The organism is Bradyrhizobium sp. Rc3b (genome assembly GCF_900114915.1).
In the GTDB taxonomy this organism is placed as follows: domain Bacteria; phylum Pseudomonadota; class Alphaproteobacteria; order Rhizobiales; family Xanthobacteraceae; genus Bradyrhizobium.
This window is the reverse complement of sequence record NZ_FOUS01000011.1, coordinates 40,418-54,211: the sequence shown is the minus strand read 5'-3', so window position 1 is coordinate 54,211 and position 13,794 is coordinate 40,418. Positions and strand designations below refer to the sequence as shown.

Here is a 13,794-nt window from a genome sequence, read left to right as displayed (position 1 = left end):
ACGGCCCAGGGAAGGGTCCCGCCCAAGGTCGAGACTCAAGAAAAGCATGTTCAAACGCATTCTGATCGCCAATCGCGGCGAAATCGCCTGCCGGGTCATCAAGACTGCCCGCAAGATGGGAATCGAGACGGTCGCCGTCTATTCCGAAGCCGACCGCGACGCCCTTCATGTCGAGATGGCGGACGAGGCCGTGCTGATCGGCCCGCCGGCGGCAGCCGAGAGCTATCTGGTGATCGAGAAGATCGTGGAGGCCTGCCGCAAGACGGGCGCGCAAGCCGTGCATCCCGGTTACGGCTTCCTGTCCGAGCGTGAGGCGTTTCCGCGCGCGCTGGAGGCCGCAGGCATCGTCTTCATCGGCCCGAACCCGGGCGCGATCGCGGCGATGGGCGACAAGATCGAGTCGAAGAAGGCGGCGGCCAAGGCCAAGGTCTCGACCGTGCCGGGCCATCTCGGCGTCATCGAGGATGACAAGCAGGCGGTCCGCATCGCCGACGAGATCGGCTACCCCGTGATGATCAAGGCCTCCGCCGGCGGCGGCGGCAAGGGCATGCGCATCGCCCATTCCAAGGCCGAGGTCGCCGAGGGCTTCAATCTCGCCAAGGCCGAGGCCAAGGCGTCGTTCGGTGATGATCGTGTCTTCGTCGAAAAATTCATCGTCGATCCCCGCCACATCGAGATTCAGGTGCTGGGCGACAAGCACGGCAACGTCATCTATCTCGGCGAGCGCGAATGCTCGATCCAGCGCCGCAACCAGAAGGTCATCGAGGAGGCGCCGTCGCCGCTGCTCGACGAGGCCACGCGCCGCAAGATGGGCGAGCAGGCCGTCGCGCTGGCCAAGGCCGTGAATTACGACTCCGCCGGCACCGTCGAGTTCGTCGCGGGGCAGGACAAGAGCTTCTACTTCCTGGAGATGAACACGCGCCTCCAAGTCGAGCATCCCGTCACCGAGCTCGTCACCGGCATCGACCTCGTCGAGCAGATGATCCGCGTTGCCGCCGGCGAGAAGCTCGCCATCGCGCAGAAGGACGTCACGCTGACGGGCTGGGCGGTGGAATCGCGCCTCTACGCCGAAGACCCGTTCCGCAACTTCCTGCCCTCGATCGGGCGGCTCGTGAAGTATCGTCCGCCGGCGGAAGTGAGCCACGACGGCATCACCATCCGCAACGACACCGGCGTGCAGGAGGGCGGCGAGATCTCGATCCATTACGATCCGATGATCGCAAAACTCGTCACGCATGCGCCCTCGCGCGCGGCCGCGATCGAGGCGCAGGCGACCGCGCTGGATTCGTTCTATGTCGACGGCATCAGGCACAACATCCCGTTCCTGTCGGCGCTGATGCATCATCCGCGCTGGCGCGAGGGACGGCTCTCGACCGGCTTCATCGCCGAGGAATTTCCCAAGGGCTTTGCCGTGCGCGTGCCGGAAGGCGAGGTCGCCCGGCGGATCGCCGCGGTCGGCGCCGCCATTGATCACGTGCTCGGCGAACGCAAGCGGCAGATCTCCGGTCAGTTGGGCGGCCGCGTCGTGCAGCGCGAGCGCCGTCGCGCGGTCTGGCTCGACCGCCAGGAGATCCAGCTCGAGGTCGCGCGCGAAGGTGATGCGATCGCGATCCGCTTCGTCGATGCCGAGGGCAAGGCCGGCAATGCGCATCTGTTGCAGTCGCCGTGGAAGCCGGGCGATCCGGTCTGGCAGGGTACCATCGACGGCCACTTCGTCGCGGTGCAGGCGCGGCCGATTCCGAACGGCATTCGCCTCGCGCATCAGGGCGTCGAGGTCCCCGTCTATGTCTGGACCGAAGCGGAAGCGACCTCGGCGCGGCTGATGCCGGTGACGACGGCCTCCGACACCGGCAAGAAGCTGCTGTGCCCGATGCCCGGGCTCGTGGTCTCGATCGCGGTGACCGAAGGGCAGGAGGTCAAGGCCGGCGAGACGCTCGCGGTGGTCGAAGCCATGAAGATGCAGAATGTGCTGCGCGCCGAGCAGGACGGCACCGTGAAGAAGGTTCACGCCAGCGCGGGCGCGACGCTCGCGGTGGACGCGCTGATTCTGGAGTTTGCGTAAGGCGCTCCGGAGCACGACAGTCGACCCTCACCCTGAGGAGCCGCGCTTGCGCGGCGTCTCGAAGGGCGAGGCCACAGCCGGGCCTGCATCCTTCGAGACGCGCGCAAGAGCGCGCTCCTCAGGATGAGGATTTTGGAGTGAGGCACCATGGCCTTTCGTTCCCGCCGCGAGAAACTGCGCCTCATCCTGTCGGGCTCGGCCTGCATCCATCCGGGCTCGGTCTATGACGCGATCTCGATCCGCATCGCCGAAGACCTCGGCTTTCCGCTCGGCATGTTCGGCGGCTCGGTCGCCTCGCTCGCGGTGCTCGGCGACCCCGACGTCACGCTGATCACGCTCACCGAGCTTGCCGAGCAGATGCGGCGGATGTCGCGCGCCGCAGCGCTGCCGGTGCTGGTCGATGCCGATCACGGCTACGGCAATGCGCTCAATGTTCGTCGCACGGTGCAGGAGCTGGAGGCGGCCGGCGCCGCCGGCCTTACCATCGAGGACACGCTGCTGCCGGCCGCCTTCGGTGAGGCGAGGACGCAGCTGATCTCGCTCGAGGAAGGCGTCGGCAAGATGAAGGCCGCGCTCGATGGCCGCAGTGATGCCTCGCTGGTCATCATGGGCCGCACGGGAGCTGCCTCGATCACCTCGATCGAGGACGCGATCCGCCGCGCGCAGGCGTATGAGGCGACCGGGGTCGATGCGCTGTTCTTCACCGGCATCAAGTCGCGCGCGGAGCTCGAGGCCGTCGCGGCCGCCACGCGCCTGCCGATCGTGCTCGGTGGTGCGCCGGAGGAGCTGAGCGCGCTCGACTATCTCGCCGGCCAGCGCGTGCGTATCGCGCTTCAGGGCCACGCGCCGATCGCCGCTGCGACGCAAGCCGTGTATGAAACGCAGAAAGCGCTGCGCGAGGGCACGGCGCCGAAGGCGCTGAGAGGTCTGGCATCATCCGACCTGACCAGCCGCGTCATGCGTGAGGCCGACGTCAAGGCGCGCAGCGCCGACTTTCTCGGGCTGAAAAAATGAGCCGGGCGATCCTTCAGGTGATGATCCGCGGCCGCGTCCAGGGCGTCGGCTATCGGGCCTGGGTCGAGTACCAGGCGACTGCGAGCGGCCTCGAAGGTTGGGTCCGCAACCGCCGCGACGGCTGCGTCGAAGCGCTGTTCGCGGGAGCGCCAAAGCACGTCGCCGACATGGTCGCGCTATGCCGCCATGGCCCGCCGTCCTCGCGCGTCGACAGCGTGACGAGTGAGACGGCCAGCGCGGATGAGCTGAACCTGCGCAGGGCAGGGGAAGCGTTCTCGGTGTTGCCGACGGTGTAGGGCAGTCTCGTCGCGCAGACGGTGCGCTCCCTCGCCCCGTTCTTACGGGGAGAGGTGAAGACGAAGCCTCACCTTGGCAGCTTGGCGATTGCTTCGCTCAGCTCGTGGATTTCGTAGGGCTTGCGCAGGATCGGGAAATCGCCGCGCACGCCGGCGGCGACGTCGCTGTAGCCGGTGGCGAGCAGGATCGGCAGGCCAGGGCGGATCTGACGGAGGCGATGGGCGAGGCTGAGCCCGTCCATCTTGCCGGGCATGACGATGTCCGAGAACACGAAGTCGACGCCGTTTTTCTCGATCTCGCGCAAGGCGGCTTCGGCGTCGGCGACCCGGCGGACGTGGTAGCCCAGCTGCTCCAGCAGACCGATGCTGACCAGCGCCACGTCGGGATTGTCCTCGACCAGCAGCACCGTGCCGCTGCCTTGGAAGGATGGTCCCCCAGCCGTCTCTCGCGACGGCGTGTCTTCTCCGCGCGGCAACAGGATGGTGAACGTCGTGCCCTTGCCGAGTTCGCTTGCGACCTTCACCGTGCCGCCGGCCTGATGGGCGAAGCCGTGCACCTGGGACAGGCCAAGGCCGGTGCCCTTTCCGATCGGCTTGGTGGTGAAGAACGGCTCGAAGATCTTGTCGAGAACGTCGGAGGGAATGCCGAGCCCGGTATCGGTGACGTCGATTGCGACGAAGTCGCCGGCAAGCGGCGCCTCGTCCAGCACGACATTGTGCGCGCCGATCGTCACCGTGCCGCCGTCGGGCATCGCGTCGCGGGCATTGATGACGAGGTTGAGCATCGCGGTCTCGAGCTCGGAGGCGTCGGTCTTGACCGGCCAGACATCGTGGCCGATGTCGAAGGCCAGGCGTACGGAACTGCCGACGCCGGCATCGAGCACCTCGCGGATCTCCGCGATGCGTTCGGCGAAATCGATCGCCTGCGGATTGACGCTCTGCCGCCGCGCGAAGGTGAGGAGCTGGTTGGTCAGCGCCGCGCCGCGCTTGGTGGCGGTCTCGATCGCCGAGATCGCGCGCTGAACCTTGGCCGCGTCGTCGGGACCCCGCTTCAGCATGTGCAGGCTGCCGCTGATGATCATCAGGAGGTTGTTGAAGTCGTGCGCGACCCCGCCGGTGAGCTGTCCCAGCGCATCGAACTTCTGGGACTCGGCGAGCTGCTTCTGCATCGCCTCGAGCTTGAGCTGCGTATTGCGGCGTTCTGTGATGTCGCGTGTGATCTTGGCGAAGCCGACCAGCTCGCCGTCCTCGTAGATCGGGTCGATCACGACGCTTGCCCAGAAGAAGGTGCCGTCCTTGCGGACGCGCCAGCCTTCCTCCTCATAGCGGCCCTTTTCCCGCGCGATGCCGAGCGCGCGGGCCGGCTTGCCGTTGGCACGGTCGGTCTCGGTGTAGAAGCGGGAGAAATGCTGGCCGAGGATCTCCCCGGGCGAATAGCCCTTGATGCGCTCGCCGCCGATATTCCAGCTGGTGATGATCCCCCTGGGATCGAGCATGTAGAGCGCGTAGTCCGCAACTCCCTCAACCAACAGCCGGAAACTGCGCTCGCTCTCGAACAAGTCTCGCTGTTGACTGAACTTTCCGATCATTCCGGGACCCTGCCTCGACGGGAGCAAACGCCACAGAAAGCGGATGGTTCCCTGAAGTTGGGACATTTTTAGGCAGATATCCCGCACCCGTATACGGGACGAAGCCCGCTTGACAAGGGGACGTTATCGTCAGATATTTCTGTAATGACAGAACTAACCGGAAAGAAGAAACTCCCAAGCGCCGTCGAGCGCTTCATCCTGCATTGGGGCGATATGGGGGATGAGTGGGGCGTCAATCGCTCGGTCAGCCAGATTCACGGGCTGCTCTATCTCGCCGAGGCGCCGATGACCGCCGAGGACATCGCCGACACGCTTGGCATGGCCCGCTCGAACGTCTCCAACTCACTCAGGGAGCTGCTCGCCTGGAACCTGATCCGGCGGGTGCCGATCCTCGGTGACCGCCGCGACCATTACGAGGCCGAGACCGACATCTGGGAGGTCGCCGCCAGGATAGCGGCGCGGCGCAAGGAGCGGGAGCTCGATCCGGCGATCGCGGCGCTCAGGGCCTGCGTGTCCGATGCCGCCGGCGATCCCACCATCAATCCGGTCGCAGCCAAGCGGCTGAAGGAGATGCTCGCCTTCACCGAGCTCGCCGATCACTGGTTCATGCAGATGCTGAAGGTGCCGCGGCCGCGGCTGGTCGCCTTGATGCGGCTTGGCGAGAAGATCGTCAGCCTGCTGCCGCTGGGCAAGGCCAAATAGCGCTGAGGAGGGTGCGATGACGTCGGCTCGATTATCAGGCTCCAACGCATCGACCTCCGCTCACACCAAACTGCTCGACGACCGCCGTTTCCGCGCGCTGCTGTCGGACGAGGATTGGGGCCGCCTGCCGCTCGCGACCTGGCGGCGTTTCTCCAAACGCGTCGCGGACGGCGAGAGCGTCGTCTATGTCGGCGTGGTCGACGAGGTCTCCTTCAGCGAGATCGGCTGGTGGTTCGCCCAGGCTGCGCGCCTGATCGGCGGGCCGCTGCCGACCGGCCGCGACACCGGTGTTCCCATGATCGTTACCGTGACTGAGGACGGCACGACCGGCGGTCAGACCTGGACCCGCATCTGCGCGCGCAAGCGCGGCTTTCCGCACGTGATCCATTCCGCCAAGCGTTTTGCCGGTCCGACCGGGCTCGAGGAATATGTCGGCTTCGGAGTCTCAATGGCGCTCCGCACCGCGGTCGAGGACCAGACGCTGACCTTCCGCAGCGCCGGTTATGGGCTCCAGCTCGGACGCCTGTGGATCCCCTTGCCGCGCTGGCTCACGCCGGGCGATCTCACGGTGACGCACCGCGATCTCGGCGAGGGCGCATTCCGCTTCACCCTCGATGTCATTCATCCACGTTTCGGCGCGCTGATCCACCAGTCCGCCACCTTCAGGGAGGCCGTATCATGACGCCGCTGTTGTGGACGCTCATCGCCATCCAGATCGTGATGGGCGTGTTCGACACCTTCTATCACCACGAATTCACCGAGCGCCTGGCCTGGCGGGTGTCGCAGCGCTTCGAGCTCAAGCTGCATGGCATCCGCAACATGCTCTATGCGCTGCTATTCCTCGTGCTCGGCTGGCTCGAGGTTTATGGATTGCTGGCGCTCCTGATCGTCGCGGTGCTGGTCGCCGAGATCGTCATCACGCTGATGGATTTCGTCGAGGAGGATCTGAGCCGGAAACTGCCGCCGAGCGAGCGCATCAACCACACGCTGCTCGCGATCAATTACGGCGCCATTCTGGTGCTGCTGCTGCCCGTGCTGATCGACTGGGCAATGCAGCCCTTTGGCGTGATCGTCGTCTATCAGGGTCTGCTCAGCATCGCCGCGACCGCCTGCGCGGTAGGTGCCGCGCTGTGCGGCCTCAGGGATTTTGCAGCGATGCGTCGGCTCGGCCGCATGCGCAGCGTTCCCGCCGAGGGGCTCGTCGAGAAGCTCCCCGGCCGCAAGACCGTGCTGATCACGGGCGCCACCGGCTTCATCGGCAGTCGCCTCGCGGCGAGCCTCAGCGCCGCAGGGCATCACGTCATCGCGCTGATCCGGCACCCCGCCAAGGCCGAGATGCTGCCGCCGCCGGTCACGCTGATCACCAGCCTCGATCAGCTCGCTTCGGACACGCCGATCGACGCCATCGTGAATCTCGCCGGCGAGCCGATCGGCAACGGCTTGTGGACCGAGGCGAAGCGGGCGAAGATTCTTGGCTCACGCATCGACATGACCGGTGAGGTCGTCAAACTGATCGCACGGCTCGATCGCAAGCCCGAGGTGCTGGTCAGCGGCTCCGCGATCGGCTGGTACGGATTGTGGGCCGACCAGGTACTGACGGAGTCCGCCAAGTCGCACGCCTGTTTCAGCCACGAGCTCTGCGCGGCGTGGGAGAAGGCGGCGTGGCCGGCGGAAGAGCTCGGCGTCCGTGTGGTCTGTTTGCGCATCGGCCTCGTGCTCGGCACCGAAGGCGGCTTCGTCACGCGCCTGCTGACGCCGTTCGAGTTCGGCCTCGGTGGTCCCATCGGCACCGGGCGGCAGTGGATGTCCTGGATCGAGCGCGACGATCTGATCCGGCTAATCGCCTATGTGATGGCAACGCCCGATCTGTCGGGCCCCGTCAACGCCACCGCGCCGATCCCCGTCACCAACGCAAAGTTCACCGAGGAGCTCGGCCGCCGCCTGCATCGGCCAGCGATCTTCCGCATTCCCGGCGGCCTGTTGCGCCGGATCGGCGGCGGCTTCGCCGACGAGCTGCTGCTTGGCGGTCAGCGCGTGCTGCCGAACAAGGCGCTGAGCCGGGGCTTTGTGTTCCGGCACGAGACGCTGCGTAGCGCGTTCGAGGCGATCCTGTGAGGCATCAGGTCGCCGCCGCACTCCGGAACGTCGCCGCCACCGCGCGTAGCGCCGCGAGCTTGGCGGGATCGCTGACCTTCGAATGCAGCATCACCTTCGAGCTGCCGAGTTTGGGCAGCTTGTGCGCGGGCCCGATGTCGACCAGCCCGGGAGGTGCGATCCGCCGCGCCAGCGGTGCAATCGCAAGTCCCGCTAGCGCCGCCGCGACCACCGCGGTGACGCCGCCGCCGACGAAGCGCTCGCGCCAGGCGAGACCGGCCTTGTCGAGCGCGCGCACGGCGACGGCGCGGACGCCGCAGGGCGGGGCGAGGGTCGCAAGCGGCAGCGCTTCGCCCTTCGGCAGCGTGAAGCGTCGTGCGGCGAACCAGCCGAACCCGTCCTCCGTCAGCTTCTCGCCGCCGCGGCGGCTGCCTTCCTGGCGCACGATCACAGCATCCAGTTCGCCGGCGTCATAGGCATCCTGCATCTCGCGCGAGAAGCCGATGGTGACGGCGAGGGTGAGATTTGACGACATCGCGTGCAGGCGTTCCAGCAGCGGGACCAGTTCGGGGCCTGCCGCGTGATCGGAGATGCCGAGCGAGAGCGATTGCGCAGCCGGGGCCTCGCCGGACAGCGCGCGGTCATGCGCCGCCATCAGCGCGCGGGCGCGATCGAGGAAGCTGGCGCCTTCGGCCGTGAGCCGGACCGCGCGCGGCGAGCGCTCGACGAGGCGTTTTGCCAGCAATGTTTCCAGCCTCTGCAGTTTGAGACTGACCGCCGCCTGGGTCGTGCCTAGCGCCTCCGCGGCGCGGGTGAAGCTCTGGAGGTCGGCGACCAGCAGGAAGGCCTTGATCGTGGCGATGTCGAGGGTGGCTGTCATTATGTATCATTATCACTGGTATCAATAGAGATAAGATATCAAAATGGCGAGGGGAGGTCTAGCTTCTCACCAACGCCGCGCAAATCCCGCGCTGCATCTTGAGGAGAGCCACCATGCCGCTGATCACCGTGTCCTACGCCTCGTCCCGCCAGTCGCCCTCGCTGAAGGCCGACATCGCCAACGCCGTGTCCGAGCTCACGGCAAAAATCCTGCACAAGGATCCCAAGGTGACTGCCATCATCGTGAAATCGGTGGAGGCCGGTGACTGGTTCGCCGGCGGCAAGTCGCTCGCCGAGCAGAAGCTCGCCAGCTACTGGCTCGATATCCACGTCACCGAAGGCACCAACACCAAGGACGAAAAGGCGGCCTATCTCGCCGCCATGTTCAAGCGCATGGCCGAGATTTTGGGCCCGCTGCATCCCGAGACCTATGCGCATGTCGACGAGGTCAAGGGCGATGCCTACGGTTTCGGCGGCCTCACCCAGGAGCGCCGCTACATCGCCGGCAAGCTCGACGTGTCGCTGCAGGCGGCGTGAGGCTGAAGCCGCGGGTGAGCCATCTCACCCGCGGCCTGATCGTCAGCTTGCTGCCCGGAACTGAACTTCGGAATTGTTCAGGAAGCAATGCTAGGCGGCCGCTTCCGGCACCAACGCCTTGGTTGGCCCGAACAGCTCCTCGAACGCCTGCCGAAGCGCGATGTCGACCTCAGCCATGGTCACGAGCTGGCCGAGATCGACCAGAGAGGTGACGCCGTAGCGGGGATCGACCACGCCGCACGGTACGATGCCGGCGAAATGCGACAGGTCCGGCTCGACATTGATGGCGATGCCGTGGAACGAGACCCAGCGCTTCAGCCGTACGCCGATCGCCGCGATCTTGTCCTCGTAACCTTCGCCCTTGTCGGGCCGCCTGACCCAGACGCCGACCCGGTCCTCGCGCCGCTCGCCGCGGACATTGAAGGCGGCGAGCGTGCGCAGAATCAGCTCCTCCAGGCTCGCGACATAGGCCCGGACGTCCGGCCGACGGCGCTTGAGGTCAAGCATGACATAGGCAACCCGCTGGCCCGGCCCGTGATAGGTGAGCTGCCCGCCGCGCCCGGTGGCGAAGATCGGGAATCGGGGATCGCGCAGGTCGCTGTCCTTGCCCGAGGTGCCGGAGGTGTAGAGCGGGGGGTGTTCGAGCAGCCAGACCAGCTCCGGGGCCTCGCCCGCGGCAATGGCGGCGACCCGGGCTTCCATGGCGGCCACCGCCTCCGGATAGGGCACTGGCGCGTCGGAGATGCGCCACTCCACGGGCTGGCCGCGGGACGCCGAAAACGACGTCAAATCCAGCTCTTGGCGCGGGTTTTGGGGCAAATTAACCATTGGCTAACCATAACGTGGTGATCATTGCAGGCGCAAATGCCAAGGCCTTGTTCTAAGTCCTTGGTCCTTAGTCCCTGGTTGCGGCGGTCCTGACAGTGCCCACTCTCGATAAAGTCACCGTGGATCTCATGGTCGTCCTCGGGACGACCACGATGCCGATCCATCAAGTATTACGTCTTTCCCGCGGCGCCATCATCGAGCTGGACGCAACCGAGGCCGATGAGGTCAAGGTTTTGGCCAATAATCTGCCGGTCGCCTCCGGCGTCGTGCTGGTCGACCGCAACCGGATCGCGGTCGAGGTCAAGCAGATGCTGCCGCGCACGCCGGGGACCCGATAGGGGGACGTGGTCGCGGCCCGGGCATGCGGTAGGGCACTGGACCTGCGGTAAGGGCCGATTCGGGGGAAGGCCAGGAACTTTCCTGCAAAGCTGTGGAATTCAGGGCCTTTGCAGGCTTGTACCCCTCTGATGGATTTGTTAGATCGGCGCCGTTGATCCGGCCGGCCTTCAAGCCTCAAGCCGGCATCCCCAAAGCGCTCGTGGCGGAACTGGTAGACGCGCTGCCTTGAGGTGGCAGTGAGTAAAATCGTGGGGGTTCGAGTCCCTCCGAGCGCACCACCTTCATCCCTTATTATTATTTGGGCTGGATTTCGGCGGCCGCCTCGTGCGCCGCCCATTGATCTGACGGATCATGCGCGCAGCCGCTGGCGGGGACGTCCGGCGGGAAGATGCTGTCGTAGATCGCACGCGCCTCGCGGATGAGGCGCTGCCGCTCGAGTTCGGATTTCGAGACGAAGCGGACGACGTTGCTCATTCGCGTTCCACGACTTCGTTCGCGCGCCGCCAGACCGGAAACGGGTCTGCGAGCTTCGCCCATTCCGTGACGTTCATGGCCGGCTTGCCCGGCACAAGGCAGGCATCCAGGCGTGCGCGGAGCGCGCGCTCGTCCATGCCCGCGCCGATGAACACGATTTCCTGACGACGATCGCCATAGACGTCGTTCCAGTTCGCGCGCAATCGCTTGCGCCAGAACGGGTCGTCCGGCCAGCGTTCTGCAGGCACGCTCGCCCACCAGAATCCAAGGGCCTCGGTGCGCGTGATCGCGCCGGCCTGGCTGATCTCGCCCAGCCATTGCGGCCGCGTTGCCAGCCAGAAATGTCCCTTGGCGCGAATGACGCCGGGCCAGGGCTCTCGCACGAACTTGTCGAATCTTTCGGGATCGAACGGCCGGCGCGCGCGATAGACGAAGCTGCTCACGCCGTATTCCTCCGTCTCCGGCACGTGATCGGCAAAGCCGTAGAGTTCCTTGAACCAGAGCGGATGCGCTTGCGCCTTTTCGAGGTCGAACCGGCCGGTGTCGAGAATGCGATCGAAGGCGACCCGGCTGTGGTTGGTTTCGATCAGCTCCGCTTCCGGATTAAGCGCGCGGATGATCTTTCGCGCTGCTTCGCGTTGTGCCGGCGAGGCGTCATCGACCTTGTTGAGCACGATCACGTCGGCAAATTCGATCTGCTCGACGAGCAGATCGACCAGCGTGCGCTTGTCGTTCGCCAGCGCTTCGCCGCGCAGCTCCAGGAAATCCGTCGATGAATAATCCCTCAGAAGATTCACCGCGTCGACCACGGTGACCATGGTGTCGAGGCGTGCCACGTCGGAGAGGCTTTCGCCGTCCTCGGCACGGAAGTCGAAGGTCGCTGCAACCGGCAGCGGCTCGGAGATGCCGGTGGATTCGATCAGCAGATAATCGAACCGGTCGTTTTCGGCGAGGGCGCGCACCTCCTTCAGGAGGTCGTCGCGCAGCGTGCAGCAGATGCACCCGTTGGTCATCTCGACGAGCTTCTCGTCAGTCCTGGACAGGTTCGCACCGCCACCACGGACCAAATCCGCATCGATGTTCACCTCGCTCATGTCGTTGACGATCACCGCCACTTTCAGGCCGTGCCGGTTGTTCAGGACGTGGTTCAGCAAAGTGGTCTTTCCAGCCCCGAGGAAGCCGGACAAGACGGTGACGGGGAGTTTGCGCATGGAGATCGAACAGTCTTTTCAAGGGGATAGGGTGACGGTTGGGCATCGGGACCAGATATGTAATGTTATAACATTACATTCATTGTCGGCGTCCTCGTCAAGCCGTTTTGCGGTTCAGCTGGAGTTACGAACATTCAACTGATTGTTCTTTGCCCGCACGGAGCGGTTGGGGCAGGCAAAATGCCGGACGGCTCGAAGGATGAGCGGCGGCCCGTTCAGAGGTTGCTCACGACTGCGGCAAGAACACCAGCAGCCAGGCGCCCGCGGCCACACATGCGATGCCGGCAGCGCGCGCGATCCATCGTCCGACCGGCGTAACTTTCTCCAGGAGGACAAGCAGCGCCAAAACCGCGATCCAGAGCACGTTCATTATTCCGCCGACGAACAACAGCGCCATCAAGACCCAGCAGCAGCCGACACAATAGCCTCCGTGCCGAAGTCCCAGCAGCAGGCAGCCGCGCAGGTCGCCGCGAAAGCCGCCGTGGCGCATCAGGAACAGAAACGGCGACTGGCATTGGGCGAGACAGACGTTCTTCAACGGCGTCCATTGATAGACACCCGCCGCGACCAGCACGATGGCGCCGAGCAGGTTGCTTGCGAGCGCCATCCGGGAATCCAGCAAGGTGGCCCGCTCGACCGCCCATTGGAGAAAGGTGGCTGCCAGCGAAAAGCCGCACCAGGCGAGGAGATAACCGGCGGCGAACCAGCCGGTCGCGGCGAACGGCTTGCCCTGTGCTTTGCCCTGTCGGCCTACGCGGGCGTAGATCAGGATCATGGGCGCAGCCGAGGGGGCCATCATTCCGATCATCATCACCGCCCACATCAGGAGCACGTAGGCGAACTCGAACGTTCGCCACGGCTCGCTCGTCGGCAGCATGATTCCGATCCCGGCCGGGATCATGCGGAATCCGGTCATGTCCATGCCGCCCATGTCCATGTCGTGGGCGAGCCAGAGCACATAGGTCCATGCCAGCGCGACAATGAGGCCGATCGCGCCGCCGACGATCCAGCGATCGCGACGCAGCACGGTTTCAAGTGGGCTGTCCTTCATTTGCGATCGAAATTGGCGGCCCTGACGCAGGCCGGTATCGGAAGTTTACATCACGCCTGGTTCGACCAGCGGATCGGCGCATAGAGGCCGTTCCTGCCGGAATTATCCCAGCGCATGCCCTGATCGCTGAAGGTATTGCCGGGCGCGCCGACGGCCATCACCATGGCATCGGGGCTGACCGGATGGCCGATGTTCGCCCACATCTCCCCGCTCGGATGCATGGTTGGCAGGGGATCGACGGACATGTGCAGGATGCCGGGGATTTCCGCGGACCGCGTCTTGCCGTCGATCCGGAACGTGATCGGGACCTTGCGCACCCCCAGGTTCTTGCTGATCAGCGGCGCGAACGCGGCCATCGGACCGCCGGCAGCGCCGGTGAAGATCGCAGCCAGGGCCTCGGTCTGCTCATCACTGGCGCGCTCATCGATATAGGCGGCCACCGACCAATCTCCGTCTGCCATGACCCCAGGTGCGTGGAGGATCACGAGGACGTTGAGTCCATCGAGCTCGATCTCACCATAGCGTCCGCTTTCGATGTGGAAGATCAGCGGTACGTTGCAGAAGCCCTCGGTCGGTCGCGCGGTCAATGGAGGCGCCGCCGACACCAGACAGGGACACACGATGCTGCAACTGCAATTCTCGAAATAGTCACCGGAAAGGTGCCATGGGACATCCGCCATTGCTCGCTCCCGCTAGGCCGAACCCGATAGATGCTTTC

15 protein-coding genes and 1 tRNA gene are annotated in these 13,794 nt (G+C 65.4%); 9 read left to right on the top strand and 7 right to left on the bottom strand.

Annotated features, from left to right (window positions below; translation table 11 throughout):
• Positions 1 to 46 precede the first annotated feature (46 nt).
• From BM190_RS25265 to BM190_RS25255, 3 genes are all read left to right on the top strand, one after another.
• Complete coding sequence (locus BM190_RS25265) at positions 47 to 2,062, top strand: acetyl-CoA carboxylase biotin carboxylase subunit (protein WP_092260066.1); 2,016 nt, start codon at positions 47 to 49, stop codon at positions 2,060 to 2,062.
• A gap of 147 nt (positions 2,063 to 2,209) precedes the next feature.
• Entirely contained in the window at positions 2,210 to 3,076 is an 867-nt protein-coding gene (locus BM190_RS25260) for an isocitrate lyase/PEP mutase family protein (RefSeq protein ID WP_092260064.1), read from the top strand.
• Positions 3,073 to 3,372, top strand: a complete 300-nt coding sequence (locus BM190_RS25255; protein WP_018320639.1) for an acylphosphatase — start codon at positions 3,073 to 3,075, stop codon at positions 3,370 to 3,372. Before BM190_RS25260 ends, BM190_RS25255 begins: the two co-directional genes overlap by 4 nt.
• Before the next feature lie 68 nt (positions 3,373 to 3,440).
• On the opposite strand, the gene BM190_RS25250 is transcribed toward BM190_RS25255, so the two are convergent.
• Positions 3,441 to 4,961, bottom strand: a complete 1,521-nt coding sequence (locus BM190_RS25250; RefSeq protein WP_092260062.1) for a PAS domain-containing hybrid sensor histidine kinase/response regulator family protein — start codon at positions 4,959 to 4,961, stop codon at positions 3,441 to 3,443.
• A gap of 144 nt (positions 4,962 to 5,105) precedes the next feature.
• Between BM190_RS25250 and BM190_RS25245 the strand changes: the two genes are divergently transcribed.
• The 3 genes from BM190_RS25245 to BM190_RS25235 are packed head-to-tail and all read left to right on the top strand — an operon-like array spanning position 5,106 to position 7,778.
• On the top strand, positions 5,106 to 5,663 hold the full coding sequence (locus BM190_RS25245; RefSeq protein ID WP_092260060.1) for a GbsR/MarR family transcriptional regulator: 558 nt from the start codon (positions 5,106 to 5,108) through the stop codon (positions 5,661 to 5,663).
• Between the two features lie 16 nt (positions 5,664 to 5,679).
• Positions 5,680 to 6,345, top strand: a complete 666-nt coding sequence (locus tag BM190_RS25240) for a DUF4166 domain-containing protein (RefSeq protein WP_092260058.1) — start codon at positions 5,680 to 5,682, stop codon at positions 6,343 to 6,345.
• The gene (locus BM190_RS25235) at positions 6,342 to 7,778 is read left to right on the top strand and encodes a TIGR01777 family oxidoreductase (protein ID WP_092260056.1); all 1,437 of its coding nucleotides are present in this window, start codon (positions 6,342 to 6,344) and stop codon (positions 7,776 to 7,778) included. Before BM190_RS25240 ends, BM190_RS25235 begins: the two co-directional genes overlap by 4 nt.
• A gap of 4 nt (positions 7,779 to 7,782) precedes the next feature.
• On the opposite strand, the gene BM190_RS25230 is transcribed toward BM190_RS25235, so the two are convergent.
• Positions 7,783 to 8,637 (bottom strand): LysR family transcriptional regulator, encoded by an 855-nt coding sequence (locus BM190_RS25230; protein WP_092260054.1) that lies wholly within the window; start codon positions 8,635 to 8,637, stop codon positions 7,783 to 7,785.
• A 113-nt stretch (positions 8,638 to 8,750) separates the two neighbouring features.
• Between BM190_RS25230 and BM190_RS25225 the strand changes: the two genes are divergently transcribed.
• The gene (locus tag BM190_RS25225) at positions 8,751 to 9,173 is read left to right on the top strand and encodes a tautomerase family protein (RefSeq protein WP_092260052.1); all 423 of its coding nucleotides are present in this window, start codon (positions 8,751 to 8,753) and stop codon (positions 9,171 to 9,173) included.
• Between the two features lie 90 nt (positions 9,174 to 9,263).
• On the opposite strand, the gene lipB is transcribed toward BM190_RS25225, so the two are convergent.
• Positions 9,264 to 10,001, bottom strand: coding sequence for a lipoyl(octanoyl) transferase LipB (lipB, locus tag BM190_RS25220; protein ID WP_092260050.1), 738 nt, complete (start codon positions 9,999 to 10,001; stop codon positions 9,264 to 9,266).
• A gap of 95 nt (positions 10,002 to 10,096) precedes the next feature.
• On the opposite strand from lipB, the gene BM190_RS25215 reads away from it, so the two are divergent.
• Entirely contained in the window at positions 10,097 to 10,339 is a 243-nt protein-coding gene (locus BM190_RS25215) for a FliM/FliN family flagellar motor switch protein (RefSeq protein WP_011088012.1), read from the top strand.
• A 194-nt stretch (positions 10,340 to 10,533) separates the two neighbouring features.
• Positions 10,534 to 10,618 (top strand) — tRNA-Leu (locus BM190_RS25210).
• 16 nt (positions 10,619 to 10,634) lie between these two features.
• Here the strand turns inward: BM190_RS25210 and BM190_RS25205 are convergent.
• From BM190_RS25205 to BM190_RS25190, 4 genes are all read right to left on the bottom strand, one after another.
• On the bottom strand, positions 10,635 to 10,814 hold the full coding sequence (locus tag BM190_RS25205) for a hypothetical protein (protein WP_092260048.1): 180 nt from the start codon (positions 10,812 to 10,814) through the stop codon (positions 10,635 to 10,637).
• Entirely contained in the window at positions 10,811 to 12,025 is a 1,215-nt protein-coding gene (gene zigA, locus BM190_RS25200) for a zinc metallochaperone GTPase ZigA (protein ID WP_092260046.1), read from the bottom strand. The genes BM190_RS25205 and zigA overlap by 4 nt, the downstream gene beginning before the upstream one ends.
• Positions 12,026 to 12,251: 226 nt before the next feature.
• Positions 12,252 to 13,076 (bottom strand): DUF2182 domain-containing protein, encoded by an 825-nt coding sequence (locus tag BM190_RS25195; protein WP_092260044.1) that lies wholly within the window; start codon positions 13,074 to 13,076, stop codon positions 12,252 to 12,254.
• Between the two features lie 50 nt (positions 13,077 to 13,126).
• On the bottom strand, positions 13,127 to 13,756 hold the full coding sequence (locus BM190_RS25190) for a DUF1326 domain-containing protein (RefSeq protein WP_092260042.1): 630 nt from the start codon (positions 13,754 to 13,756) through the stop codon (positions 13,127 to 13,129).
• Positions 13,757 to 13,794: the final 38 nt, after the last annotated feature.